Consider the following 24,666-nt stretch of genomic DNA (forward strand, 5'->3'; position numbering starts at 1 on the left):
TGTGCTATAATGATTTTATGTAGGAAAACGGAGGGAGCTTTATCATGGCAAAAGGTATCATGCTGCACGAAGTTGGCGAGCAGGTGGATTTGTACTTGCTCATTAAATCGTCAACGAAAGGAATCGCAAGCAACGGGAAACCGTTTTTAACGCTGATGCTGCAGGATCAGTCCGGAGATATAGAAGCAAAGCTGTGGGACGCCAAGCAGCAGGACGAAGTGACCTACGGCCCGCAGACGATCGTGAAAGTGGTCGGCGACATTCATCATTACCGCGGGCGGAACCAGCTGAAGCTGAGAAACATCAGACCTGCAGGCGAGAACGAAAACGTCAAAATCGATGACTTTCTTGAAACTGCACCGATTCCCAAAAACGAAATGATGGATGCGGTCACTCAATATATTTTTGAAATGAAAAACCCGAATATACAGCGAATCACAAGGCATCTTGTCAAAAAATACGGCAAGGAATTCATTGATTATCCGGCTGCGACGAAAAATCACCACGAGTTCGTGTCAGGTCTCGCGTACCATGTTGTTTCCATGCTGAACCTGGCCAAATCGGTCGCAGACCTGTATCCGTCGCTCGATCGCGACCTTTTATACGCAGGCGTCATTCTGCATGACCTTGGAAAAGTAAAAGAACTATCCGGCCCGGTGTCCACGACATATACTGTCGAAGGGAACCTGCTGGGGCACATATCGATTATGGTGACAGAAATTGCAAAAGCCGCCGAAGAGCTTCAAATTGATTCAGAAGAAGTGCTGATTCTTCAGCATTTGATTTTAAGCCATCACGGCAAACCCGAATGGGGCAGTCCGAAGCCGCCGATGGTCAAGGAAGCGGAAATTCTTCACTATATCGACAACCTTGACGCGAAGATCAATATGATGGACAGAGCGCTCGAACGGGTTAAGCCGGGAGAATATACCGAACGGGTCTTCGCATTGGATAACCGTTCCTTTTATAAGCCCGTTTTTCACAAATAAGCGTCATAACTTGTCTCCCTTTTGCATAATGTCTGGTATACAGTTTATTCAAAAAAGGGGGAAAAGCCGTGCTGCTGTTTCCGTGGTGGGTGTACCTTTGCATCGTCGGCATTATTTTCAGCGCCTATAAGCTGATGACGACGGCAAAGGAAGAGGAAAAGATTGACCAGGCTTTTATCGAAAAAGAAGGCCGCATTTATATCGAACGGATGGAAAAAGAAAAAGCAAAGCGCATGAAGCGTACACTGGATGAAGATCAAGAACAGCATGAAAAATCGGCTGACAGCCATTCCATCGCATAAAAAAAGCTGTCCGACCCCAACGAGGGGAGGACAGCTTTTTTGGCGTCAGCTGCTGCTGCTTGTCTGAGCTTGACGCTGGTCGACTTGTTTTTTCAACTCTTTGTCTTTTACTTTTAAATCAGCATCTTTGACAAGTTTGTCAATGACGGATTGCAGTTCAGTTTGATCATTTTGCTTTTGTTCTTGGACTTCTTTTTTAAGCTCTTTTTTCATGTCTTCATATTTGCCGCGTTCTTCGTCTTTTTTAATGATGTGATAGCCGAATTGGGATTTCACAGGTCCGCTGATTTCGCCGGTTTTCAAAGCAAATGCCGCTTTGACGAAATCCTTGTCCATGTTATCGTCTTTGCCGACCCAGCCGAGGTCGCCGCCTTTTTCGGCTGTACCGTCAGTTGAATACTCTTTTGCAAGGTCTTCGAATTTTTCGCCTTTTTTCAGCTTTTTCTCAACTTCTTCAGCCGTTTTCTTTTCTTTCACAAGAATGTGGCTTAAGTGGATTTTGCCTTTCAGGCCGTCATAATATTCTTTTACGTCATCATCGGTTACTTTTATGTTATCCTTTGCGGCTTTTTGCATCAGAAGTTCGTATTTGATCTGTTCTTTGACGAAGTCTTCGCCTTTTTGGTCAATGAGCTGGTTGAGCTGGTCACCCATTGATTTTTTGTACTCGTTCAGCTTTTTGTCGATTTCTTTGTCGGAGACATCGTATTTATCATCGAGTACTTTTTGCTGAACAAGCATGTTCAGTGCGTCCGCTCCGGCATTGTCTTTTAATGTTTGATAAAGGTCTTCTTTTGTAATATTTCCAGCTTTTGTTTCCGCAACAACCTCAGAATCTCCCCCGCTGCATGCGCTGAGAGCCAGCACGCTTGTCGCTGTAATCGCCGCAATTGCAATCTTCTTCATAAATGCAAACACTCCTAATCATAACAGTTTAAACTTTCCTTTGAATTGTATCATATCATATTCTGACATGCTGTAAAAAGATTTTCAACAGAGGGGCATCCGTCTAGTCAAATTTTCTTTCCGCTCATACAAATATATTGATCAAGAAAAGGAGGTCAATAACATGAGCGGAGGATACTCAAGCGGTTTTGCTTTATTGGTCGTGTTGTTCATTTTATTAATCATCGTTGGTGCAGCTTATCTGTACTAAAACCTTAGAAAATGAGAAAAGAACCGTCATTTTTTCAGGCGGTTCTTTTCTTTTGGACGATAGCCTAATCGTTTCATGACATTCGTGCATACACTAATGTAACGACTGGGGCAGAGGAGGTGTCAATATGGGCGACGGTTATGCAGGAGGTTTCGCTGGCGGCTTTGCGCTGCTTGTGGTGCTGTTCATCTTATTAATTATTATTGGTGCTTCTTGGATATGCTAATAAACAAAAGGATAGCTGCCGGATCAATACGATCGGCAGCTATCCTTTTTCTTTACACCGTAAAGGAAATCTCAATGAATGATGAGATCAATAAAATTAAGATCAGCACATTAATCATTCTAAATACCTTATCCTGCCGCTCTTCAGGAATCTCTCTGACAAGGCATAAAGAGTTTGTAAGCTTGTTTATGTTGAAGACAGTAAAAACCGCAAACAAGATGAAATAAAAAAGGATGATAGGAGATCCCCCTCTCTGTTTCTGCTCCATACTACATTACCAAATATTTATTAAAAAAGATAGAAAATAGACTGAAAAAAAGGAATTTCCAACTGCCTAGCAGCTGGATTATTTTTGTATTAAAATATCAAAATCGTCGGCTTCCTGATCGACAAAGCAGTTTTTAGGCGCTTTGATCAGTTTCCAGGCAAACAGAAAATCAGGCAGACAATAGCCGAAATGAATGCTTGAGATGATGCAGAAATAGTGAGCAAAGCTCGGCATCGCCGCCCCCGCGTAAAACAAAACAGGCGTGATGACCAAAAAAGGGCAGAGAAGAGAGACAAGCATCATGTTTTTCGGAATTTCTCTCCATGTTCTCATTTTCAACCAATAAATCTTTTTTTCTAACTTTTTCTTGCTGATCATCGGCAAGATATGAAGAATTTTATGGGCGATTATAGCTGCAACCAAAAGTCCTGCAAACAAAAGGGCATGATCGCCTCTCTGAACAGTTTGCGGATGAATAAGCTGCATCGCTAAATATTCGGGAATAAAAAATAAAATCATTAAACTGACGGCAGTGAGCACGATGCGCATGCCTCCATAATCTTTAACGAGATTGATGGTTTTCCAGCAACTCATAAATGACATCCTTCCGTTTCAACAAACTGTTATATGAAATCCTCAGAATAATTTACTCCTCTGGATGAGAAAAATCAATCCCTTTTTCGAAAAAAATTTCGTCATTTTCCAAAGAATTTAGAAGGGTGTAAAAGGATCAGAAATCTCCAGTGTTGAACTTTCATCAGAAGGGAATATCGGCTAAAATAAGAGAAAGGGAGAGAAGAGACAAATATGAACTCAATGGAGCAACGCCTCGAGCGGCTGGAATATTACATCAAACTGTTATTGAACAATGCGGATATGGAAGAGTATCCGTACTATAAAATATTGATCGAAAAGGGCTTATCAGAGGAAGAAGCAAAGGAAACGGAAAAGCTGTGCGAAGAGCTCTCAAAGGAGCTTGAAGCACAAAAAGCGCAAGGATTTGTGATGTTCGATCATCTCCTCACGCTTTTTGCCGGACAGTTAAATGAAAAACTTGAAGTGCACGAAACGATTTTCGCCCTTCACAGACAAGGTCTTTACAAACCGCTGATGAGCGAATTCATCAGCATTATCAGGCAGTACGATCTGGCTTAGTTTTTAAGAGGCTCAAGCGGTTTGTCCACCTCTATCGATTCCCCGGCTTCTTTTGCTTCTTGTTTTTTCTTCATTTTGCCCTCTTCGCTCGTAAATTCATTTTCGATGTTTGAAAACGATTTTTCGAAAATTTCCATGAAATCATCGCCGTAAATATGGCGGATGATCGACATCATCTCGACGATTTCTGGAAACTTCCCGTACAGCTGATGAAGGGGCTGAGCGCCTTTTAAGACGGCGTTCCGGGTCGGATCGTAAGACTCGAGGATTTTAAGGAAAACTTCTTCACCTTTCGGAGTCAGCTGAATGTAAGTGTTGCGTTTGTCATTCAATTTTTTGGAAAACTCCAGGTAACCTCTTTCCTCAAGCTTTTTTGAAAAATTAAACGCTGTGGATACGTGCATGACGCCGAACTTGGCGATTTCTGAAATGGATGCTCCGTTCAGCTGGTAGGCGATCCACAAAATATGGTGCTCGTTAATGTTCAGATCATAAGGTTTAATCCACTGCTGCCAATCCTTTTCTATCGACTTCCAAAGCGCCTTGCTAAGCTGTGCCATTCTTTGACTGAATAAAAGGGCTTCTTTCACCGTATAGGGCTCTTCCGCTCGATTCATTCACTTCACCTGCTTCTCTTTATCTTATAATTTCTATTATGCCAATAAAATAAAGATTAATAAAGATGTAAATTTACGAATTTTTTAAAAAATCCAGTTTTACGGTGTGAAATCAGGATTTTACCTAAAAAAGGAGCGTGAAAATTTTCCATTCACACCCCTTTTTTAAGGTTTATTTTTTTCGCTGAGTATATTAGTTTTGTAAGGTTTTCTCCAGCTGTTTTATCTTTTCTTCGATCTCAGCGATTTCCTTTTTTAAGTCCTGCTGATGAGGTTTGATTTCCTCGCGCCATTCCTGGATGGACGTTTGCAGTTCGCTGCCGACGTCTTTAATGATTTCCGCGCCTTCTATGGCGGTTTTGACGAATTGCTCTTTTAATGCGATTCCGTCGTTTTTCAGCCTTTTGACGGTGTCTTCCCATTTACCGCAGTTGGCTTTAAGCTGTCCTCTCAAGTTTTTTCCTGAAGTCGGCGCGGTCAGCAATGCTGCAACACCGCCGATAACACCGCCTACAATCAGTCCAGCTGCTAAAGATCGGCCTTTTGACATGTAAATCACCCCGGTTATATTTTTAAAGATCAGGCTTGGCAGGCGCCGGCCTTCTCATGATTAGATATTGGCGTCCGAGCCGGGCAAACCGTTCCTCTTCTTAGAAACTTCTGCATAGCTTGCTTTATTTTAGCATACTTTTTTAAAAAGGAGGGAGAGGGTTGTCTGTCATAATCATTGTTTTGACAATTATAAGCGCTGTGTTTACCGCCGGCTCCTTTTATTATTTAAGGCTTCTCGGATATTCTGCATCTTATCCGCCGAAACGCATTCTTAAACAAAAAGCGCTTTTTTGCACGGGAAGCGCAGGGTTGGCGCTCCTGCTCCTTTTTTTTATTCAGCTTCTTATATAAAATATCGGGCGGATTCCCCTTTTTTTGACCATCAAAACGAAAAAAACCTCTTCCAAAAAAGATATTCCTTTTCTAGAAGAGGTTCTTGTTTTATTTGACTTGTTCAATCAGCCTTGAACGCTTCATGATCGACTGCACGATCGGAAAGATGACCGCCATGGCGATCGTGTTGATCACGGCAGCTGGTAAAACGACAACAGAGAACAGGGTGATGAATCCCTGATTTCCAGGCAGGCCGACAATGAACAGTGCAGCCGTGAGGAAAATCGTTCCGGAAAGAACGGTTCCTGCAGCAGTTAATCCGGCGGCAGCAAGCGTTTTGCTGTTCAGCTTTTTCACAAGCAGAAATACGCCGAAGAACATCAAGGCTGTTAGCGGTTTGTCGATGATGTTGGGCAGCTGTCCCCCGGGAAAAGCCGTCGTCAACGCGGAAATGACGCCTGTCACGGCTCCGATGACGAGAACATTTTGCAGTCTAGGGAACAAAAGGATTCCCATAAACATCATGATCAGCATCATATCCGGCTTCATTCCGTAGAAAAAAGGCGGAATCACAGCGTGCAGCGCCGCTCCAATGGCGACAAACAGGGCCATAGCCACTAATTCTTTTGTTTTCATGTCTATTCTCTCCTCATCTAGGCTCTTTTTACGCTTTCCAATAATATGCTCGTCATTTATTGCGAAAGCTTTCTAGTAGTATATCAAACTTTCGAAGGAATGGGGAAGCCTTTTTCGCCATCTTCCATCATCAGGATAAACATCAGTTTTCTTCGCGGAATTTCTTCATAAAGGCAGCCAGCTTTTCGCAGTCTTCAACTGATACGGCATTGTAAATCGAAGCGCGGCAGCCACCGACCGAACGGTGTCCGCCAAGCCCTGACATTTTTTCTTCCTTTGCCTTTGCGATGAATGATGCTGTCAGCTCATCATTTTTGAGCGTAAAGGTGACGTTCATGTTTGAGCGGCTGTCTTCTCTCGCATGGCCGCGGTAGAATCCGCCGCTTTCGTCGATCGCATTGTATAAAATTCCGGCCTTTTCGCGGTTGCGTTTCTCAATGGCATCGAGGCCTCCTTTTTCCTTGAGCCACTCCAGCACGAGAGACAGCATATAAATCGCAAATGTCGGAGGGGTATTGTAGAGCGAATCCGCTTTGGCATGTGTTGAGTACTTCAGAATTTTGGCAACTTGCTCATTTTCCTTGCCGAGCCAGTCTTTTTTCATGATGACAACGGTCACCCCTGACGGTCCGAGGTTTTTCTGAGCGCCGGCATAGATGATGTCAAATTGGGAAACATCGATTTTTCTGCTTAAAATATCGCTGGACATGTCCGCGACAACCGGAATCGGAGCGTCGGGGAACTTTTGCCACTGCGTTCCAAAGATCGTATTGTTGGAAGTCAGGTGAAGGTAGGCCCCGTCTGCCGGAATCTCCGGTACTTCAGGAATATAGCTGTACGTATCTTCTTTGCTGGACGCGATGATCGATGTGTTTCCGAAGAGCTTTGCTTCGGCCAGCGCTTTTTCAGACCAAGCGCCTGTCATAATGAAGTGGGCCGTTTTGTCTTTGGAGAGAAAGTTCATCGGAATCATTGAAAACTGAAGGCTTGCTCCGCCTTGCAGAAACATGACTTCATAATCATCAGGTATGTCCATCAGTTCTTTTAACAGAGCTTTCGCTTTTTGATGAACGGCGTCATACTCTTTGCTGCGATGGGACAGCTCCATCACGGACATCCCCGCACCATTGAAATCAAGAAATTCGTCTTTTGCCTTCTGAAGCACTTCTAAAGGCAGTGCTGCTGGTCCTGCGTTAAAGTTCGTTGTACGTATCATCACAATCGCTCCCTGTTCGTGTATAAAAATATAAAACAATCCTATCATAAAAGGTTCCGGTTATACATAAAAAATTTGAATTGTGTGAAATATAGAGCAATGGCTATTTAGCCGTGCCGGGCGATCTGATAAATGTGGAGTTTTTTTGAACGAAAAAAGGGCGCCGGCAGCTGCCGACGCCCTTGGACAACGTCTCGATTACAGGTGTTTGTTGATGGAAGCTGCAATGTTCTGCAAGTCTTCCGGTGAATAGTCATCCGCATGGGTTTTCCAGACGGCTCCGAATCCGTCTCCTTTGCCGTAGCGGGGAATAATGTGCATGTGATAATGGAAGACGGACTGTCCCGCTTTTTCGCCATTGTTATTCAGAAGGTTCAAGCCGATCGGCTCGTATTCGTCTTTGATGGCTTGCGCGATTTTCGGAACCGCTTCAAAAAACTCTCGTGAAACTTCAGGTGTCATTTCGTAAATATTGGTTTTATGAACTTTTGGAATCACAAGCGTGTGTCCTTTTGTGACTTGGCTGATGTCGAGAAAAGCCAGCACATGTTCATTTTCAAATACCTTTGCACAAGGGATTTCCCCGTTTATGATTTTGCAGAAAATACAGTCGCTCATACTTTTCCTCCTTTTTCCATTAGGGAAAGGTTATGTATAAGCAACATATTACCACAATTTGCGCAGAAACACGAAAAACAGGATGAACGGCTCCAACGTTCACCCTGCCTGAAGAAGGTTACGCTTTAATGAAGAAACGTTAACTGCCTTTTGCAAGCACCCCATTTTTCGTCAAAATGAAGACTTGTAACGCCTATACATTTCCTGCGACAAACACCTCATTTGATCGTCACACCTTTTTTATATGACGAAGACGTCAAATAAAGCAGGTGCTTTCTCAATTCAGTGGATGAAAGAAATTTCTAAGCTTGACATGTTTCATACTCAGGACTCTTGCCGGATTTTGTCTTTGACAAACACCTCATTCGCCAGAGTTGATAAGCTTTCCCTTCTTCAAGAATTAGAATGTCCTAAGGCGCTTTCGATTATTCGTTTTATTTTTACGGCCGAAAAGCGGGAGGGAAAACGTTTCAAATACATTCTTGTTTTTGGTACTATTAAGAAAAATGCAGGAAAGGAACGAACGTATGTCACTACTGACTGTTAAAGAGTTAACTGGAGGGTATACAAGAAACCCGGTGCTGCGCGATGTTTCATTTGCGATTGAACGGGAGCAGATCGTCGGGCTGATCGGTTTGAACGGAGCGGGGAAAAGCACGACGATCCGGCATATCATCGGCTTAATGGAACCGCACAAAGGATCTGTTGAATTGAACGGCAAAACGTTCATGGACGATCCGGAAAGCTACCGTTCCCAATTTACGTTTATTCCGGAAACGCCGATTTTATATGAAGAGCTGACATTGAAGGAGCATTTGGAGCTGACTGCGATGGCGTACGGGCTTTCGAAGGAAACGTTCGAGAAAAGGCTGCCGCCGCTTTTGAAGGAATTCAGAATGGAGAAGCGTCTGAAATGGTTCCCGGCCCATTTTTCAAAAGGAATGAAGCAGAAGGTTATGATCATGTGCGCTTTCCTTGTCGAACCTGACCTGTACATTATAGACGAACCGTTTCTCGGTCTTGATCCGCTGGCGATCAATGCCCTTCTCGAGCGGATGAATGAAGCGAAGAAAAACGGCTCGGCCGTTTTGATGTCGACGCATATTTTGGCAACGGCAGAGCGATATTGCGACTCCTTCATCATTCTCCATAACGGCGAAGTGCGGGCGAAAGGAACGCTTGAAGAGCTCAGAGAACAGTTTTCGATGGAAGAAGCGAGCCTCGATGACCTGTATCTTGAACTGACGAAGGAAGAGAGCTATGAATAGCATTCTGGGGATTTGGAAGACAAGAATTGAGGAGTATGTCAAAGAAACAAGATCATATTTGAAATACATGCTGAATGACCACCTTGTCATCGTCATGATTTTTTTCCTCGCTGGAGCTGCGAGCTGGTACAGCAAATGGCTGAAAGAGATGCCCGAAGGTTTTCCAGCCTATTGGGTGATGGCCGTCATCTTTTCGCTCATTTTGACAGGCTCGTACGTCCGCACGCTGATTAAAGAAGCTGACCTTGTCTTTTTGCTGCCGCTTGAAGCAAAGATGGGGCCGTATTTTCAGCAGGCTTTCCGGTTTAGTTTTTTGACGCAGCTGTTTCCTCTGGCCGCCGCGGCCCTCGCTTTGGCGCCGCTGTATTTTGAAGCAAGCGGCAAGGGGTTTTCCGCGTACCTCGTCTTGCTGATTCAACTGCTCGTCTTAAAAGGATGGAACACGGCTATGCAATGGCGGATGACGTTTTTCGGCGAAAAAAACATGAGGGTTACCGACCGGTTTGTCAGACTGCTTCTCAACACGATCGGGATCTATTTCGCTTTAGAGTCTTCATACGCATTTGCCGCAGCTGTCTACCTGATCATGGCCGCACTGTATGTGTATTTTAAGGTGATCGATAAGAAAAAATCGTTTAAATGGGAACTGCATATTGAAGACGAAATCAGAAGAAAGCAGCGGTTCTACAGAATTGCGAACTTATTCACGGACGTTCCCCACCTTAGAAAACAGGCGAAAAGAAGAGCATATCTCGATTGGATGCTCCGGTTTATTCCGTATGAACAGAGCCGGACATTTACATATATGTACGGAAGGGCATTTATCAGATCAAACGACTATTTCGGCATCGTCGTCAGGCTGACCGTGATTTTTGGCATCATCATCGCTTATTTTTCGGCATATGAGTGGGTATCGGCCGCGCTCATCGTCTTCACCGTATTCATTACAGGAATTCAGCTGACGCCGCTGTTTGATCATTTTTCACACCTGCCACTGCAGGAGCTTTATCCCGTCAAAGCAGAAGAAAAACGGAAGAGCTTTTTCGGCCTGCTTCACATCGTTCTGAGCGTCCAGGCGCTTGTTTTGTCTGCCGCTGCCGGAGCCATGATGCAGTGGACCGGGATGCTCGCCGGACTGGCCGGATCCGCGCTGCTTATATTTGTGATTTTGAAGCCTTATTTCAGCAGCAGATTGAAGAAAAGTGCCAAGAGATAGATGAATCCTTTTCTTTTTCCGCAAGTATGATGAAAGAAGAGGTGAGTGGCGCATGAATGAAAACCAGCTATATTTGGAGGAAGCGACCCGCTGGAAAATGAAGTTTCTCAGAAAGCCGTCGATGGCTGAGCGGATGTCGAAAGGGGTACAGTCGAAAATTAACGCCCGCATTCCCGCCAAAGTTCACAAGGCGATAACAGAAAGCATTAAAAAGATGGTCGAGGCTACTTTGCTCGGCTCAAATTTAACGACTTTTGACAAGAAAACAGGCACGCTTTCGCTAAGGGAAAAAGATGAGCTGGCTCAGAAGACAATCGCTCAATATCAAAAGGCGGCTGCTGTTGAAGGGATCGGAACAGGCGCGGGCGGGATTTTTCTCGGACTGGCGGACTTTCCGCTCTTGCTCGGCATTAAAATGAAATGCCTGTTTGAATTGGCGTCGATTTACGGATACGATATTAAGGAGAAAGAAGAACGGATGTTTCTTCTGTATATTTTTCAGCTCGCCTTTTCCGGAGAAGCGCACCGAAAAGAAATTTTCCGCATGATCGAACATTGGGATACCGAAAAGCGCGAAATCGATTGGCAGGCTTTTCAGCAGGAGTACCGGGACTATCTCGATCTTGTAAAGCTGCTTCAGCTTGTGCCCGGCTTCGGCGCGGTCGTAGGCGGAACGGCTAACTATAAGCTGCTTGGGCACCTTGGGGAAACAGCGAGGCACGTTTTCCATCTGAGATTGATTCATGAGACAGCCGGATATTGATGATCCGGCTGTTTTTTATGCTATTTCGGTTGTTCCATTGCAGGCGTTTCGCGGACCGCCTGCTCTTTCTCCTGATAGGAGACCGCGGCATTTGCCAGCACTTTGGCTGCGATCAGCATCGCTTTTTCATCGATATCAAACTTCGGATGGTGATGGGGAAACACCGCCTCCGGATCTTCAGGACGGGCGCCTGTGAAGAAAAATGTCCCTTTGACGTGCTGCAAGTAGTAAGCGAAATCTTCCCCGCCCATTTGCATGCCGCTTTCTTCAACTTTTTCAACGCCTTCCGTCTGTTTGGCGATTTTTGCGAGAAAAGACGTTTCTTCCGGGTGGTTGCAGACAGGCGGATAGCCCCTTTCGAAGGAATAGTCGCAGTCAGCGCCATGCATGCCGCATATACCTTTTGCAACCTGTTCAATTTCGTTTTCAATCAAGGTGCGGATTTCTTCATTGAAGGAACGCGCCGTTCCGATTAAAACGGCTTTATCAGCGATTACATTAAAGGAGTTGTCGGCAACAAATGAACCTGTCGAAATGACAGCCGGCTGAGTCGGATCAAGCCTGCGGCTGACAATCTGCTGGAGGGAAGTGACGATCTGCGATCCGATCAGCACGGCGTCTTTTGTTTTATGAGGCTGTGCGCCATGCCCCCCTTTGCCTTTAATCGTAATCGTAAAACGGTCTGCAGCGGCCATGATCGGTCCTGTCCGGTATTGAACTGTTCCCGTCGGCTCTGTAGCCCACAAATGGGTCCCGAAAATCACGTCAACCCCGTCAAGGCAGCCGTCTTCAATCATCGGCCTGGCTCCGCCCGGCGAATACTCCTCGGCATGCTGATGAATGAAGACGATCTTTCCTTTTAAACGGTCCGCGTGCTCATTCAAAACTTTAGCGAGGACAAGCAGGGTTGCCGTGTGCCCGTCGTGTCCGCAGGCATGCATGACTCCCGGCACAGTCGATCGGTAAGGCGCGTCTTTTTCATCATGAATGGGCAGCGCGTCAAAATCGGCTCGAAGCGCAATGACGGGGCCGGGAGATCCGCCTTCGATGTAGGCGAGAACTCCGCCTCCGCCTACGTTGGTGCGGATAGGAATACCGAGCGCTTCATAGTAAGAGGCGATAAATGCGGCTGTTTTCTTTTCTTGAAAAGAAAGCTCCGGGTGCTGATGAAAATGGCGCCTCAATTTGACCATTTCATCGTAGTGGGCATCAAGCTGGTTATTGATTTGTCGGACAAATCCGGATGCGCTCAAAAAAATTCCTCCTTTTAGGAATGGTAAGTTTTTATAATTTTATGACAATTGGAGCCGCTGTTCAACCTTGCTGTCCCGTATTTATAGAAGAAAAATGGCGGCAATCGTTGTGACGGTTAATCCGGCAGCTACAGGAATAAAGTTTTTTCTGGCAAGATCGAACGGGTCAACTTTGCAAATCGCTGCAACTGGAATGAGCGCCCATGGCACAAGCGTACCGCCGCCGACCCAAATGGCTGAGATTTGGCCGAGCGCAGTCAGAACGGCTGGATTGCTGTCAACCGCCGCAGCAAACATCGAAGCGGCTGATCCTGCGAGAGAAATCCCCGAAAATCCGGATCCGTCAAGACCGGTCACCGCTCCTGTGACAGTGAGCGCAACAGCGGCGATTTCCGGAGAGAGCGGAACGCTGTGGGCAAAGGCCGAGCCGAGGTCCTGCACGATCCTATTAGAAAAACCGGGAATCTCTGCTGTCAGTACTTTTTCAAAACCCGCATCGCCCAAGTAAAAAAAGGCGGCGATTGGAATGACGGGGGCAAACACTTTAAAGCCAAACTGAAATCCGCTAATGAAATAGCCGGTGATTTTCTCAAGACGCCGGTGTTTGTGGACGATAAAATGAATGAGAATCATGACGAAGACTGCCGTTCCTCCGACAAGCGCCGTCGCTTCGTCCCCCTGCAGTTCCAATATCAGCATCGCGGCGATATCTCCTAAAAAAATGACCGGAATCAACAGCGCGAGCCATTTTCTGGAGGTCTGGGGAAGAAGCCACTCAGGCTCGCTTTGCAGCTGCTTACTGGCCGCTGCTCTATTGCCTTTCTCTTTCCGGAGCATCAAAAAGGCTGCCCCCGTTGTCGAAAAGCCCATGATCAAGACGAGCGGAACGCTTGCAGACATCACTTCCGCAACGGGCAGCCCGGCTGCATCTCCGGTCAATTTAGGCGCTGCCTGGATGATGTAATCGCCTGATAAAGCGAAACCGTGGCCGAATAAATTCATGGCGCACGCTACCGCCATCGGGGAGAGGCCGGCTTTCAGCGCGGCGGGCAGGAGGACGGCGCCGACCAATGCGACAGCCGGGGAGGGCCAAAAAAATGAAGAAATGATAAACATTAAAGCTCCGGTGATCCAGTAGGCCAAGACAGGGCCTTTCATCCATTTGGCGATCGGAGTGACCATTGCTTCATTGACGCCGGTCTTTACCAGTAGCTCACTCATCGAAACGGTAAAGCAGATGATGAAAATAGTCGGAAGAAGTTCCCCGGCGGCGTAGATTAAGCTGTTAAACATGCCCATCACAGACGCCATGACTGAATGGGTCGCGGCTAATGAGATGAAAAAAATCCCGACAAGCGATATAAAGGTGGTATCAAGACGAAGTAGCATAAATGCGAGAATAGCTGCAATAAAGCCCAAATATAAAAAGTGAACGGACGTTAATTCAATTTCCATTTTCCGATCCCCCCTTTAAACATAACCTCATACAGCGTATTCCTGGGCTGTCAGAGTGTGAAGGAAGGGCTCATTTCCTCGGAAATAAAAAAACTGCCTAAAAGGCAGTTATTCGACAGAATGATACGAAGAAATATAGGATGGGCGGGAAAAAATCGTTCCGCCTTGGTTGATTCCTGCGGAAGATTCCTTCTTTTGGTGGGCTTCGCTGAACGACTTGGAGTTTTTCCAGTCTTGAAATGACTGTTCTCTGTCCCACAGTGTCAATACGATATACGTATCGCTGTCTTTCGGCCTCAGCACCCTGAGGGCTTTAAAGCCGGGCTGATTTTCGATTTTTCCGGCTCTGTTTTTAAAACGGGCTTCGAAAAGCGGCCTTCCTTCCGGTGTGACAGGGATGTTGTTGAGGACGGTGAATCCGGAATGTTCCAAAGATCCCGACTGATCGATGATTTCGTAGCGGTGAGGAGAATGAAAGACGCTTTCTCCGTCGGTTTCGTGAAAGAGAATGGCGGAATCGTGGCTTTTCATAAATAACATGTTTTCAAGACCGTGCTGTTTGGCGAGCTTTTTTAAAAAATCGACAGTTCCGTATGTAATGTAAAAATTCAATTTTATCACCCCTTTTTTGATAGTATAACAAAAGGACGATTTAAAATTCTATCCATTACCCGCTATAAATGCTGCAACATAATTTGAAGAAAAAATTCCCATACTAGCTATAGAAAGGAATGAGGTGACCATATGAGAAAGAGATTTTTCATTCCAATCATCATTACAGCGGCGATATTCCTTTTATCGTTAATCGGATATATTACGATTTTGTTCCTGGGGGATTATGTGATTGATGAAAAGAAACTGATTTTCCATGCTTCTTCTAAAATCGTCGACCATAATGGAGAAGAAGTCGCAAGCCTCTATACCGAAAACAGAAGGCCTGTTTCAATTGCCGAGGTGCCGGACAATGTAAAAAATGCCTTTATCGCGGTTGAAGACAAGCGCTTTTATGAGCACCACGGCATCGATTTTAAATCGGTTAGCCGTGCGGTCTATAAAGATATATTAGCAGGAGGAAAAGTGGAAGGGGGAAGCACGATCACCCAGCAGCTCGCAAAAAACACTTTTTTGACAAATGACAAAACGTTTTTAAGAAAAACGAAAGAAGTCATTATCGCTATCAATTTGGAGCGGGATTACAGCAAAGACAAGCTTTTGGAAATGTATTTGAACCAGCTATATTTCGGGCACGGCGTCTATGGAATCCAGGCGGCGGCAAACTACTTTTTTAACAAAGATGTGAAAGACTTGACGGTCAGTGAGGGAGCGGTGCTGGCTTCCATTCCTAAAGCGCCTTCAACGTATTCGCCCATTCTCAATCCGGAAAAAAGCCGGGAGCGGCGCAATGTCATTCTCGGCATGATGAACGAGCAGGGATATATCAGCTCAAAGGAAACCGTCAGGGCCCAAGGCAGCACATTGGGGCTCCATGTGAAAGAAAAATCAAAAAATCCGTGGCTTGACAGCTATATTGATCTTGTCATGAAAGAAGCGGAAGACAAATATTCGATATCGAGCGAACAGCTTCTCCAAGGCGGATACACGATCAGTGTTCCGCTCGATGTTTCGATTCAAAAAGCGGCCTACACGCTGATGAAGCAGGACGGCTATTTTCCCGGCACAGACAACAAAGCTGAAGGGAGCGCCGTTTTTATCGATAACAGGACAGGCGGCGTAGTAGCCGCTCTCGGGGGACGGGAATATGCTCCAAAAGGCTATAACAGGGCCACCGCCCAGCGCCAGCCGGGTTCGACGTTTAAACCGCTTGCCGTATACGGCCCCGCTCTTGAAGAAAAGCTGTTCAAGCCGTATTCGATGCTCGAGGATAAACAGCTGTCATACGGCGGCTACTCGCCTAAAAACTATGACGGCCAATACGCGGGCAAGGTCTCGATGGTGGATGCGCTGACATACAGCAAAAACGCGCCTGCTGTATGGACGTTAAATGAGATCGGAATCGAAACGGTGAAGCCTTATCTCAGCCGTATGGGCATGAACGTGCCGGATGAAGGGCTGGCATTGGGGCTAGGCGGTCTGGAAAAAGGGGTGTCGCCGCTCGAGCTTGCCGGGGCATACCGGACATTCGCAAATTCAGGACAATACACCGAGCCGTTTTTTATTAAAAAAATCACCGATGAAAACGGGGATGTCATGTTCCGCCACGAGGAAAAATCGGAAAAGGTTTTCAGCAAACAAACAGCGTGGAACATGACGCGGATGCTGGAGGAGGTCGTGAAAAGCGGAACGGGAAAGGCCGGTGATTTTTCCGGGGAGATTGCAGGAAAAACGGGTTCGACCACGTATACCGGAAAAGAGGGCGGAACTAAAGACGCCTGGTTTGCGGGGTATACGCCCGAAGTGACGGGAGCTGTCTGGATGGGATACGATAAAACGGATGAGTCCCATTATTTAAAAGGCGGCAGCGCTTATCCGACAAGGCTGTTTAAAGACATTTTAAAACGCACCAACCATAAGCCTGAACGGTTTAAGGCGCCTGAAGGGGTAAAAGATCTGGACAGGCCGATACGCCTCGAAGACCTGGAAAGCGTTAAAGCAGACTATTCCTTTACGCCGATGGGGCTGATTACGGTGTCATTAAAATGGCATGAACAAGAGGATAAAAGGGTTGAATACCGAATATATGAAAGGAAAAACGGAAAAGAAACGCTGATTGATACGGTTAAGGGAAAAGGAAGCTTTTCAATCCCTTATGCAAACATCTTTTCCGATGCTTCCTACAAAATTGTTCCATACAATCCGCAGACGAAAACAGAGGGAAAAGGGACTGATTATGTTGAACCGAAAGTGTTTCCTTCGGGTCATTAGATACCCGAAATTCATCAATTTCTTGAACAATAAGTCTCATGAGTATACCGTTCAATAAAAAAACGGTATATTGGAAGGAGTAATTTTGCGAACGTATGGTTGCAGCTTGAAAGGTGGATATCATGATGAAAAACGACAAGGCTTTTAATGACACATTCTTAAAAGCATGCCGAGGAGAAAAGGCCGCCCATGTACCGGTATGGTACATGAGGCAGGCCGGAAGATCACAGCCTGAGTACAGAGCGCTCAAGGAAAAGTACGGTCTGTTTGAAATTACGCATCAGCCCGAATTGTGCGCTTATGTGACAAGGCTGCCCGTCGAACAGTACGATGTCGATGCGGCGATACTTTATAAAGACATAATGACACCGCTTCCAGGTATTGGCGTTGACGTCGAAATTAAAAACGGGATCGGCCCTGTCATCGATCAGCCGATTACATCTCTCGCAGATGTTGAAAAACTCGGCGAACTCGATCCGCAAGAGCATATTCCATATGTGCTGGAGACGATCAGGCTGTTGACGGAAGAACAGCTGAACGTTCCGCTGATCGGTTTTACAGGGGCGCCCTTTACATTGGCCAGCTATATGATCGAAGGCGGCCCGTCCAAAAACTACAATAAAACAAAAGCGTTTATGTACAGCCAGCCTGCTGCATGGGATCTTTTGATGAAAAAGCTCGGGAAGATGGCGGCTGTATACGTCAAAGCTCAAATCCGCGCCGGCGCCAAAGCCATCCAGGTGTTCGATTCCTGGGTCGGCGCGCTGAACGCCGGTGATTACTGCCGCTACATCAAACCGACGATGGACGTTCTTTTCAAAGAGTTGAAAAAAGAAGACGTGCCGCTGATTATGTTCGGGGTCGGCGCAAGCCACCTCGCGACTGAATGGCACGATCTTGACCTCGACGTCGTCGGGCTGGATTGGCGGATGAGCGTACAGGAAGCCAGGGATAAAGGGCTGACAAAAACGCTCCAGGGAAATTTGGATCCTTCGATCCTGCTTGCCCCGTGGGAAGTCATCGAAGAAAGGACGAAAGCCATTCTCGATCAGGGCATGCAGACGGACCGGTTTATTTTCAACCTCGGACACGGGATCTTTCCAGAAGTGAGTCCCGACACACTGAAAAAATTGACGGCATTTGTTCATGAGTATTCCGCCTCAAAAAAATCGAGCCTGATCACATGAGCATTTCAGTTGGTCTTTTCAATATAAACTGTCAAAATACGTATAGATCATGATCTTTAAAGAGGTGTTCACGTTGGGTAAAAAGAAAATGGGGCTTCTTGTCATGGCATATGGGACGCCGTACAAAGAGGAAGACATTGAACGTTATTATACACATATCAGAAGAGGCAGAAAGCCTGAGCCTGACATGCTTCAGGACTTAAAAGACCGCTATAAGGCGATCGGAGGAATTTCTCCGCTTGCAAAGATCACGCAGGAGCAGACGAAGCAGCTGGAAAAACGCTTAAACGAGCTTCAGGATGATGTGGTGTTCAAGGCATATATCGGTCTCAAACATATCGAACCTTTCATTGAGGATGCCGTTCGGGAGATGCATAAAGACGGGATTACAGAAGCCGTCAGCATCGTGCTCGCGCCCCATTTCTCCACCTTTAGCGTACAGTCGTACAACAAGCGGGCGAAAGACGAGGCTGAAAAGCTCGGCGAATTGTCGATCACATCGATCAACAGCTGGTATGATGAGCCGAAATTTATCGCTTATTGGGCGGATCAGGTGAGAAAAATCTATGACGAAATGCCTTCGGAAGAGAGGGAAAACGCCGTCTTGATTGTATCGGCGCACAGCCTTCCCGAAAAAATCGTCGAAATGGGTGATCCGTATCCTGAACAGCTTAAAGAATCAGCGAAGCTGATTGCCGAAGCGGCGGGAGTAAAAGATTACGCCGTCGGCTGGCAAAGCGAAGGAAACACCCCTGATCCGTGGCTGGGACCGGATGTTCAGGATTTGACGCGCGACTTGTCAGAGCAAAAAGGGTACAGCGCTTTTGTTTATGCTCCCGTCGGCTTTGTAGCCGACCATTTGGAAGTCCTTTATGACAATGACTATGAGTGCAAAGTCGTCACGGACGATATCGGAGCAAGCTATTACAGACCTGAAATGCCTAACGCTAAACATGAGTTTATCGATGCTTTAGCGGATGTTGTATTAAAACAATTGGAGAAAGAACAGTAAAGAAGGCGATTGTAAATGAGTGGAGAACGCAGGCAGATTGTCATCATCGGCGGCGGTATTACCGGGTTGGCCGCCGCCTTCTACTTGGAGAAGGAAATCAAAAAGAATGATCTCCCGGCCGAAGTCACGCTTGTTGAAGCAAGCCCGAGACTGGGCGGAAAGATGCAGACGGTACACAAAGACGGCTATGTGATTGAACGGGGTCCGGATTCATTTTTGGAACGGAAACAAAGCGCACCTCAGCTCGTGAAGGATCTCGGACTGGAGCATTTGCTTGTGAACAATGCGACTGGCCAGTCTTATGTGCTTGTCAGCGAAACGCTCTATCCGATTCCGGAAGGAGCCGTGATGGGGGTGCCGACAAAAATCGGTCCTTTTCTGACAACCGGCTTGTTTTCCTTGCCGGGGAAGTTGAGAGCCGGAATGGATTTGGTGCTTCCAGCAAGCAAGCCGCAGGAAGACCAATCGCTCGGAGAATTTTTCAGAAGGCGCGTCGGCGGTGAAGTGGTGGAGAACCTGATCGAACCGCTTTTGTCAGGCATTTATGCCGGGGACATCGACCGTCTCAGTCTGATGTCGACTTTCCCGCAGTTCTATCAGACAGAGCAGAAGTACAGAAGCTTGATCATCGGGATGAAAAAATCGCGCGGCGCCCAGAGCGTCGGAAAGCCTGCAAACAAAAAGAAAGGCCAGTTCCAGACGGTGAAAACCGGCCTGCAGACGATAGTTGAAGAATTGGAAAAGCAGCTCGGCATCACAAAGGTTTATAAAGGCACAAAGGTCGTCAGCATTGAGCGTGCGGGCTCGGCTTACAGCATGAAGCTTGACAACGGCAAGGTGCTTCACGCCGATTCGGCCGTGGTCACCGCTCCTCATAAAGCAGCTGCCGCGATGTTTCAAAAAGAGGATTGGCTGAAGGGTTTAGAGGATATGGTGTCAACATCTGTCGCCAATGTGGCGCTCGGATTTCCGGAAGAAGCCGTCCAAATGGAGCATCAAGGCACGGGCTTTGTCATTTCAAGAAACAGCGATTTTTCCATTACGGCGTGTACCTGGACAAACAAAAAATGGCCGAGCACAACGCCTGAAGGAAAAGTCCTGCTAAGGGCTTATGTAGGGAAAGCCGGCGATGAGTCCGTTGTCGAACAGTCTGATAACGAAATGGTGAAAATCGTCCTCGACGATTTAAAACGGATTATGAAGATCGACGGCGAACCGGAAATGACCTGCATCACAAGATGGCATGAAGCGATGCCGCAATACCATGTCGGCCATAAGAAAAGAATTAAAGAAATCAGGGAAGGCTTGGAAGCGTCCTATCCGGGTGTTTTCATTACGGGGGCCTCATTTGAAGGGGTCGGCATCCCTGATTGCATCGACCAAGGCAAGCAGGCCGTCGCCGATGTACTCTCGCACCTTTTCGAATAAAGAAGAGCAAAAAAAGCTGACCGAAACCATTCGGCGGCTTTTTTTATTTTCACTCTTTTTACAGCTTTCATCATTTTAAAGTTTGTTTATGGAAAAGATAACATTTAATCTTTGCATTTTACATTTATATGTGTTACATTACTTTTTGTACTTACTGACCAAAATGTTCAAATAGTCAATTCCGGGGTGAGAAACCGTGAGCAAAGATCGAAAAGCACTGATTTTAGAAGCGGCGACAAAATCGTTTACACAATTCGGCTACAAAGCGACGACGATGGATCTGGTGGCGAAGCTTGCCAATGTCGGCAAGGGTACGATCTATACCTTTTTCAAGAATAAAGAGGAACTGTTCGATGACATTTTTTCTTCGCTTCTGATTGAAATGAAGCAAACGGCTGATCAAGCGATTGACCCTGATCTGCCTTTTCACGAAAATGCCCATCGCGCGATGATGGCGATATTGGAGTACAGAAAGAGGCACCAGCTGACCATTAAGATCTTTCAGGAAGGCGCGGAGCTCGGCACACCGGCGGCCCGCGAGGTGATTGAAAAGCTGGAACGCATGGTCATCGGCTATATTAAGAGAAAAATTAAAGAAGCAATTAAAAATGACGATATTAGACCGTGTGACCCAGAGCTGAACGCGTTTGTCATCTTCAAGCTTTACATCGCGCTCATCTTTGACTGGGAAAAAAACCATGAACCGCTGAAAGATGAAGAGTTGGCAGAGATGCTGAAAATGTATATTTTAAAAGGATTATCTCGTTAGATTATCCTTTCTTTGTTTAAAGGGGTGCTTAGTCGCGTAAGGAGAGCGGCTACTTACTAGGAGGCGTATCAACATGAATGTTTTCAAAAACCAGTGGAGAGAACTGATAACCAATAAAAAACTACTGATATCCGTGATCGGGGTTCTCTTTATACCGCTGATTTACAGCAGCATATTTTTGGCGGCTTACTGGGACCCATACGGAAACGTCGATCAGCTCCCTGTGGCGGTTGTGAATTCCGACAAGGGGACGACATATGAAGGAAAAGACCTTCATATCGGCGACGACCTTGTCAAAGAACTGAAAGAAAACGATAAATTCGACTGGCATTTTACGACGAAGGAAAAAGCAATGAGAGGCTTGCAAAATGAGGAATACTACATGGTTGTAGAAATCCCTGAAAACTTTTCGAAGGATGCCAGCACGGTTATGGATAAACATCCGAAAAAGCTGAATCTGATTTATCATACAAACGCCGGACGAAACTATGTCGGCGCCCAGATCAGCGATAAAGCGATTGAACAGCTTCAGCATTCAGTCGGCTCTGAAATCACGGAGCAATATGCTGAAGTCATCTTTGACAATTTCGGCAAAATTGCAAAAGGTCTCGGTGAAGCAAGCGAAGGAGCCGGAAAGCTGGATAAAGGACTGAAAGATGCGAAAGAAGGAAGCGAAAAGCTGAAAAAGAACCTTGAAAAGCTCGCGAAAAGCCAAATTCAGTTCAACAAAGACGGAATGGAGAAGTTCGGCGCGGCATTCAATACGCTGAACGACAAAATTCATGAGCTTGATTCCGGGCTTGCACAATTTTTGGAAAAAAGCGGCCAGCTGCACAGCGGTGCTCAACAGCTCCAACAAGGCATGCCTCAGATTGTGGCGGGATTGGAGCAGATGAATGAAAAAGCGCAGAAGATAAGCAAACTCGAAGAAGCGATTTCAAATGAAAAAATTCAGCAGCTCGAAACGGCGCTTTCAAATGCCGAAAAAGCGAAAAAAGAAATCAGCCAGATTTCGAAAAATATTGATGAGCTTGAAGCGGCATTGAAAAACCAGCACAGCGAAGTCAAACAAATTATTGAATCCAGCAACATGCTGACACAAGAACAGAAAGCCGCGCTTATGAAACAAGTCGATGAAAAAATGGGAACGGTGAAACTCCCTGAGTTTGACAAGTTGAAAGCGCAAATTCCCGATGTCAGCGAACTTCCCGATTTATCCGGGCTGAAACAGAAGCTTGAGGAATTGAAGCGAGTCCCTTCGGATGTGAATAAACTTTATAAAGGATCGCAGAAGATTCAGCAAGGGCTTGATGCGCTGACAAACGGTTTGGGTGCTTACAACGAAAAATTCGCAGAAGCGAAAAGCGGATCATCCAAAATCGCCGAAGGCAGCCAGACGTTAGTCGGAAAGTTCGGCGATCTGCAAAGCGCGGCCGATAAACTGAAAGACGGTTCTTCCAAACTTGCAGAAGGGGCTAAATCCCTTGATGAAGGTCTTGGCAAGCTGTCTGACGGAAGCGGGGAGCTGTTTGATAAGCTGTCTGACGCTGCCGATCAAACCGGCGATATTCAAGCGGGAGACGAAAACTACAATATGTTCTCAGACCCCGTTGATGTGAAAGGCGATAAAATCGATCCGGTTTCCAACTACGGAACAGGATTAACCCCGTATATCTTGTCGCTCGGCTTATTCGTCGGCGCATTGATGATTACCGTTGTCTTCGATGTGAAAGAGCCGGCTGTCCGGCCCGAATCAGCCTTTGGCTGGTTTATGAGCAAATTCAGCGTGCTTTTTGCAGTGGGAATTCTTCAAGCGGCGATTGCCTGCACGATCATTCTCTGGGGCATCGGGCTTGAAGTGCAAAGCGTCTGGAGATTCTATCTGTTCAGTATAATCATGAGCATTACATGTCTTGCGATCATTCAGTTTTTGGCTGCGACAATGGGAAATCCGGGACGATTCATTGCCGTCATTCTGCTCGTGCTTCAGCTTGGAGGAAGCGGAGGAACATTTCCTCTTGCACTTGTCCCTAAGTTCTTCCAGGTCATCCATTCTGCACTGCCGATGACCTACAGCATTGCCGGATACAGAGCGGTGATTTCAAGCGGAGACTACGCGTATATGTGGGAACAGGCTGCCGTGCTCGGCGGTGTTGCGATCGTCATGATGGCTCTGACGCTGATTTATTTTAAAGTGCTGCTGAAAAAAGGAAAAATTGAAGAGCAGCATGCATAAAAGAAAAACATCTTTTCAAGCCCGGCAAGGGCAAGAAAAGATGTTTTTTTTGATATTAGGAAGCTGGCGCGCCCCATTTTACAATCAGGCCCGTATATGTAAGACCCCCGCCAAAACCGAACAGAATCAAGGTGTCGCCTTTTTTCAGCTTTCCGTTTTTGACGGCTTCATCAAGGGCGAGAACGATTGATGCGGATGAGGTGTTGCCAAACCATTCGACGCTTGTCAGCGCTTTTTCGGCTGGAATTTCGGTTTTTTCGCAAATCGATTCGATCATTCGCAGATTCGCGCTGTGCGGGACGAACCAATCGATATCTTTCAGCTCCATTTCAGCTTGGGCAAGCAGTTTTTTGACGCCTTCAGGAACGGACCTGACCGCCCACTTATACACTTCGCGGCCGTTTTGAACCATTTTCCCTTCACCTGAAAGCGGCTCTCCTTTAAGGTCGCTTCGCAAGCCGGTTCTGTATAAATGGCGGGCTCCGTCACCTTTCGTGTCCTGGGCAAAAGTAATAAAGCTTGGGTCTTTGTCGTCCCGTTCGACAAGCAGGGCGCCTGCGCCGTCTCCGAACAAAATGCAAGACGTGCGGTCTGTATAGTCGGTTGTTTTTGATAAGGTTTCCCCGCTGATCACAAGAATTTTTCTATGCAGTCCGGAAGTGATGAGGCCGTTGGCCATATGCAATCCGTACGCTAATCCTGCGCAGGTCGCATTTACATCGACCGCGCCCACTTCGTTCCATCCGAAGTGTTCCTGAACCTGGCATGCCGTGCTTGGAAAAGCGTAATCCGCCGTTGTGGTAGAGACGATGATCATGTCAATATCGTCAAGCGTGCCGCTGTATCTGTTTTTTAGATCTTCAACCGCCTTTATGCAAAGATCTGATGTGAATTCGTGACTCCCGGCGATTCGCCTTTCTTTCATTCCTGTCCGCTGAATGATCCATTCATCAGAAGTATCAACGATCTTTTCAAACTCTTTGTTTGTCATGCGCTTTTCGGGAACATAGGTGCCGATGGCGGAAATTCGCGCTTTTGATAAAGTTTTCATGAAATTCACTCTCCTTTTTCTTATTATATCACCTAGTATTAGTATCTGGTACTAAAATGTTGATATGAGGTATACTA

27 protein-coding genes are annotated in these 24,666 nt (G+C 46.3%); 15 read left to right on the forward strand and 12 right to left on the reverse strand.

Annotated elements, in window-relative coordinates:
• Positions 1–44 precede the first annotated feature (44 nt).
• Positions 45–989 (forward strand): 3'-5' exoribonuclease YhaM, encoded by a 945-nt coding sequence (gene yhaM, locus TRNA_RS26815; RefSeq protein WP_003180239.1) that lies wholly within the window; start codon positions 45–47, stop codon positions 987–989.
• A 68-nt stretch (positions 990–1,057) separates the two neighbouring features.
• Complete coding sequence (locus tag TRNA_RS26820; RefSeq protein ID WP_003180242.1) at positions 1,058–1,291, forward strand: sporulation YhaL family protein; 234 nt, start codon at positions 1,058–1,060, stop codon at positions 1,289–1,291.
• A 45-nt stretch (positions 1,292–1,336) separates the two neighbouring features.
• Here the strand turns inward: TRNA_RS26820 and TRNA_RS26825 are convergent, their stop codons facing one another.
• Positions 1,337–2,197 carry a peptidylprolyl isomerase gene (locus tag TRNA_RS26825; protein ID WP_003180243.1) on the reverse strand — a complete coding sequence of 287 codons (861 nt, stop codon included), beginning with the start codon at positions 2,195–2,197 and terminating at the stop codon, positions 1,337–1,339.
• Positions 2,198–2,360: 163 nt separating this feature from the next.
• Here TRNA_RS26825 and TRNA_RS43170 point away from each other — a divergent pair, with 163 nt between their 5' ends.
• Together TRNA_RS43170 and TRNA_RS43175 are read left to right on the forward strand one after the other, a co-directional pair.
• Positions 2,361–2,447: a YjcZ family sporulation protein gene (locus TRNA_RS43170; RefSeq protein ID WP_003180245.1), complete on the forward strand. Its 87-nt coding sequence runs from the start codon at positions 2,361–2,363 to the stop codon at positions 2,445–2,447.
• A gap of 127 nt (positions 2,448–2,574) precedes the next feature.
• On the forward strand, positions 2,575–2,673 hold the full coding sequence (locus TRNA_RS43175; RefSeq protein ID WP_003180247.1) for a YjcZ family sporulation protein: 99 nt from the start codon (positions 2,575–2,577) through the stop codon (positions 2,671–2,673).
• Between the two features lie 52 nt (positions 2,674–2,725).
• Here TRNA_RS43175 and TRNA_RS26835 read toward each other — a convergent pair whose 3' ends face one another.
• Complete coding sequence (locus TRNA_RS26835) at positions 2,726–2,941, reverse strand: hypothetical protein (protein WP_003180249.1); 216 nt, start codon at positions 2,939–2,941, stop codon at positions 2,726–2,728.
• A gap of 78 nt (positions 2,942–3,019) precedes the next feature.
• Entirely contained in the window at positions 3,020–3,535 is a 516-nt protein-coding gene (locus TRNA_RS26840) for a DUF3267 domain-containing protein (protein WP_003180250.1), read from the reverse strand.
• 213 nt (positions 3,536–3,748) lie between these two features.
• On the opposite strand from TRNA_RS26840, the gene TRNA_RS26845 reads away from it, so the two are divergent.
• Positions 3,749–4,096 (forward strand): YhaI family protein, encoded by a 348-nt coding sequence (locus TRNA_RS26845; RefSeq protein WP_003180252.1) that lies wholly within the window; start codon positions 3,749–3,751, stop codon positions 4,094–4,096.
• Here TRNA_RS26845 and TRNA_RS26850 read toward each other — a convergent pair.
• Positions 4,093–4,713, reverse strand: coding sequence for an HTH-type transcriptional regulator Hpr (locus TRNA_RS26850; RefSeq protein ID WP_003180254.1), 621 nt, complete (start codon positions 4,711–4,713; stop codon positions 4,093–4,095). The genes TRNA_RS26845 and TRNA_RS26850 overlap by 4 nt on opposite strands.
• Positions 4,714–4,906: 193 nt before the next feature.
• Positions 4,907–5,263, reverse strand: coding sequence for a YtxH domain-containing protein (locus TRNA_RS26855; protein ID WP_003180256.1), 357 nt, complete (start codon positions 5,261–5,263; stop codon positions 4,907–4,909).
• Between the two features lie 161 nt (positions 5,264–5,424).
• Here TRNA_RS26855 and TRNA_RS44070 point away from each other — a divergent pair, with 161 nt between their 5' ends.
• A complete protein-coding gene (locus TRNA_RS44070; RefSeq protein WP_003180258.1) occupies positions 5,425–5,616 on the forward strand; it encodes a hypothetical protein in 192 nt (63 codons plus the stop codon).
• Between the two features lie 90 nt (positions 5,617–5,706).
• On the opposite strand, the gene TRNA_RS26865 is transcribed toward TRNA_RS44070, so the two are convergent.
• From TRNA_RS26865 to TRNA_RS26875, 3 genes are all read right to left on the reverse strand, one after another.
• Positions 5,707–6,234 carry a tryptophan transporter gene (locus TRNA_RS26865; RefSeq protein ID WP_003180260.1) on the reverse strand — a complete coding sequence of 176 codons (528 nt, stop codon included), beginning with the start codon at positions 6,232–6,234 and terminating at the stop codon, positions 5,707–5,709.
• A 142-nt stretch (positions 6,235–6,376) separates the two neighbouring features.
• Positions 6,377–7,450: a 3-phosphoserine/phosphohydroxythreonine transaminase gene (gene serC, locus TRNA_RS26870; protein WP_003180262.1), complete on the reverse strand. Its 1,074-nt coding sequence runs from the start codon at positions 7,448–7,450 to the stop codon at positions 6,377–6,379.
• A gap of 198 nt (positions 7,451–7,648) precedes the next feature.
• Positions 7,649–8,068, reverse strand: a complete 420-nt coding sequence (locus TRNA_RS26875; RefSeq protein WP_009328949.1) for an HIT family protein — start codon at positions 8,066–8,068, stop codon at positions 7,649–7,651.
• Positions 8,069–8,595: 527 nt separating this feature from the next.
• Between TRNA_RS26875 and TRNA_RS26885 the strand changes: the two genes are divergently transcribed.
• The 3 genes from TRNA_RS26885 to TRNA_RS26895 are packed head-to-tail and all read left to right on the forward strand — an operon-like array spanning position 8,596 to position 11,315.
• Complete coding sequence (locus tag TRNA_RS26885) at positions 8,596–9,336, forward strand: ABC transporter ATP-binding protein (RefSeq protein WP_009328947.1); 741 nt, start codon at positions 8,596–8,598, stop codon at positions 9,334–9,336.
• Positions 9,329–10,552 (forward strand): ABC transporter permease, encoded by a 1,224-nt coding sequence (locus tag TRNA_RS26890; RefSeq protein WP_011197713.1) that lies wholly within the window; start codon positions 9,329–9,331, stop codon positions 10,550–10,552. Before TRNA_RS26885 ends, TRNA_RS26890 begins: the two co-directional genes overlap by 8 nt.
• 52 nt (positions 10,553–10,604) lie before the next feature.
• Positions 10,605–11,315, forward strand: a complete 711-nt coding sequence (locus TRNA_RS26895) for an EcsC family protein (protein WP_011197714.1) — start codon at positions 10,605–10,607, stop codon at positions 11,313–11,315.
• A 20-nt stretch (positions 11,316–11,335) separates the two neighbouring features.
• Here TRNA_RS26895 and TRNA_RS26900 read toward each other — a convergent pair whose 3' ends face one another.
• From TRNA_RS26900 to TRNA_RS26910, 3 genes are all read right to left on the reverse strand, one after another.
• A complete protein-coding gene (locus tag TRNA_RS26900; RefSeq protein ID WP_162840067.1) occupies positions 11,336–12,508 on the reverse strand; it encodes a M20 family metallopeptidase in 1,173 nt (390 codons plus the stop codon).
• Between the two features lie 141 nt (positions 12,509–12,649).
• Positions 12,650–14,023, reverse strand: a complete 1,374-nt coding sequence (locus TRNA_RS26905) for a hypothetical protein (RefSeq protein WP_011197716.1) — start codon at positions 14,021–14,023, stop codon at positions 12,650–12,652.
• A 108-nt stretch (positions 14,024–14,131) separates the two neighbouring features.
• Positions 14,132–14,635, reverse strand: coding sequence for an antibiotic biosynthesis monooxygenase family protein (locus TRNA_RS26910; protein ID WP_011197717.1), 504 nt, complete (start codon positions 14,633–14,635; stop codon positions 14,132–14,134).
• A gap of 132 nt (positions 14,636–14,767) precedes the next feature.
• Here TRNA_RS26910 and TRNA_RS26915 point away from each other — a divergent pair, with 132 nt between their 5' ends.
• The 6 genes from TRNA_RS26915 (at position 14,768) to TRNA_RS26940 (ending at position 23,538) form a co-directional block, all read left to right on the forward strand.
• Positions 14,768–16,906, forward strand: coding sequence for a transglycosylase domain-containing protein (locus TRNA_RS26915; protein ID WP_011197718.1), 2,139 nt, complete (start codon positions 14,768–14,770; stop codon positions 16,904–16,906).
• A 125-nt stretch (positions 16,907–17,031) separates the two neighbouring features.
• Positions 17,032–18,093 (forward strand): uroporphyrinogen decarboxylase, encoded by a 1,062-nt coding sequence (gene hemE, locus TRNA_RS26920; protein ID WP_011197719.1) that lies wholly within the window; start codon positions 17,032–17,034, stop codon positions 18,091–18,093.
• A gap of 73 nt (positions 18,094–18,166) precedes the next feature.
• Positions 18,167–19,105, forward strand: coding sequence for a ferrochelatase (gene hemH / locus TRNA_RS26925; RefSeq protein ID WP_009328940.1), 939 nt, complete (start codon positions 18,167–18,169; stop codon positions 19,103–19,105).
• 15 nt (positions 19,106–19,120) lie between these two features.
• Entirely contained in the window at positions 19,121–20,533 is a 1,413-nt protein-coding gene (gene hemY / locus TRNA_RS26930) for a protoporphyrinogen oxidase (protein WP_011197720.1), read from the forward strand.
• 196 nt (positions 20,534–20,729) lie between these two features.
• On the forward strand, positions 20,730–21,302 hold the full coding sequence (locus TRNA_RS26935) for a TetR/AcrR family transcriptional regulator (RefSeq protein ID WP_009328938.1): 573 nt from the start codon (positions 20,730–20,732) through the stop codon (positions 21,300–21,302).
• Between the two features lie 73 nt (positions 21,303–21,375).
• Positions 21,376–23,538, forward strand: coding sequence for a YhgE/Pip domain-containing protein (locus TRNA_RS26940; protein WP_009328937.1), 2,163 nt, complete (start codon positions 21,376–21,378; stop codon positions 23,536–23,538).
• A 55-nt stretch (positions 23,539–23,593) separates the two neighbouring features.
• On the opposite strand, the gene TRNA_RS26945 is transcribed toward TRNA_RS26940, so the two are convergent.
• Positions 23,594–24,589 carry a ketoacyl-ACP synthase III gene (locus TRNA_RS26945; RefSeq protein ID WP_011197721.1) on the reverse strand — a complete coding sequence of 332 codons (996 nt, stop codon included), beginning with the start codon at positions 24,587–24,589 and terminating at the stop codon, positions 23,594–23,596.
• Between the last annotated feature and the right edge of the window lie 77 nt (positions 24,590–24,666).

It is taken from the genome of Bacillus licheniformis DSM 13 = ATCC 14580 (genome assembly GCF_000011645.1).
In the GTDB taxonomy this organism is placed as follows: Bacteria; Bacillota; Bacilli; order Bacillales; family Bacillaceae; genus Bacillus; species Bacillus licheniformis.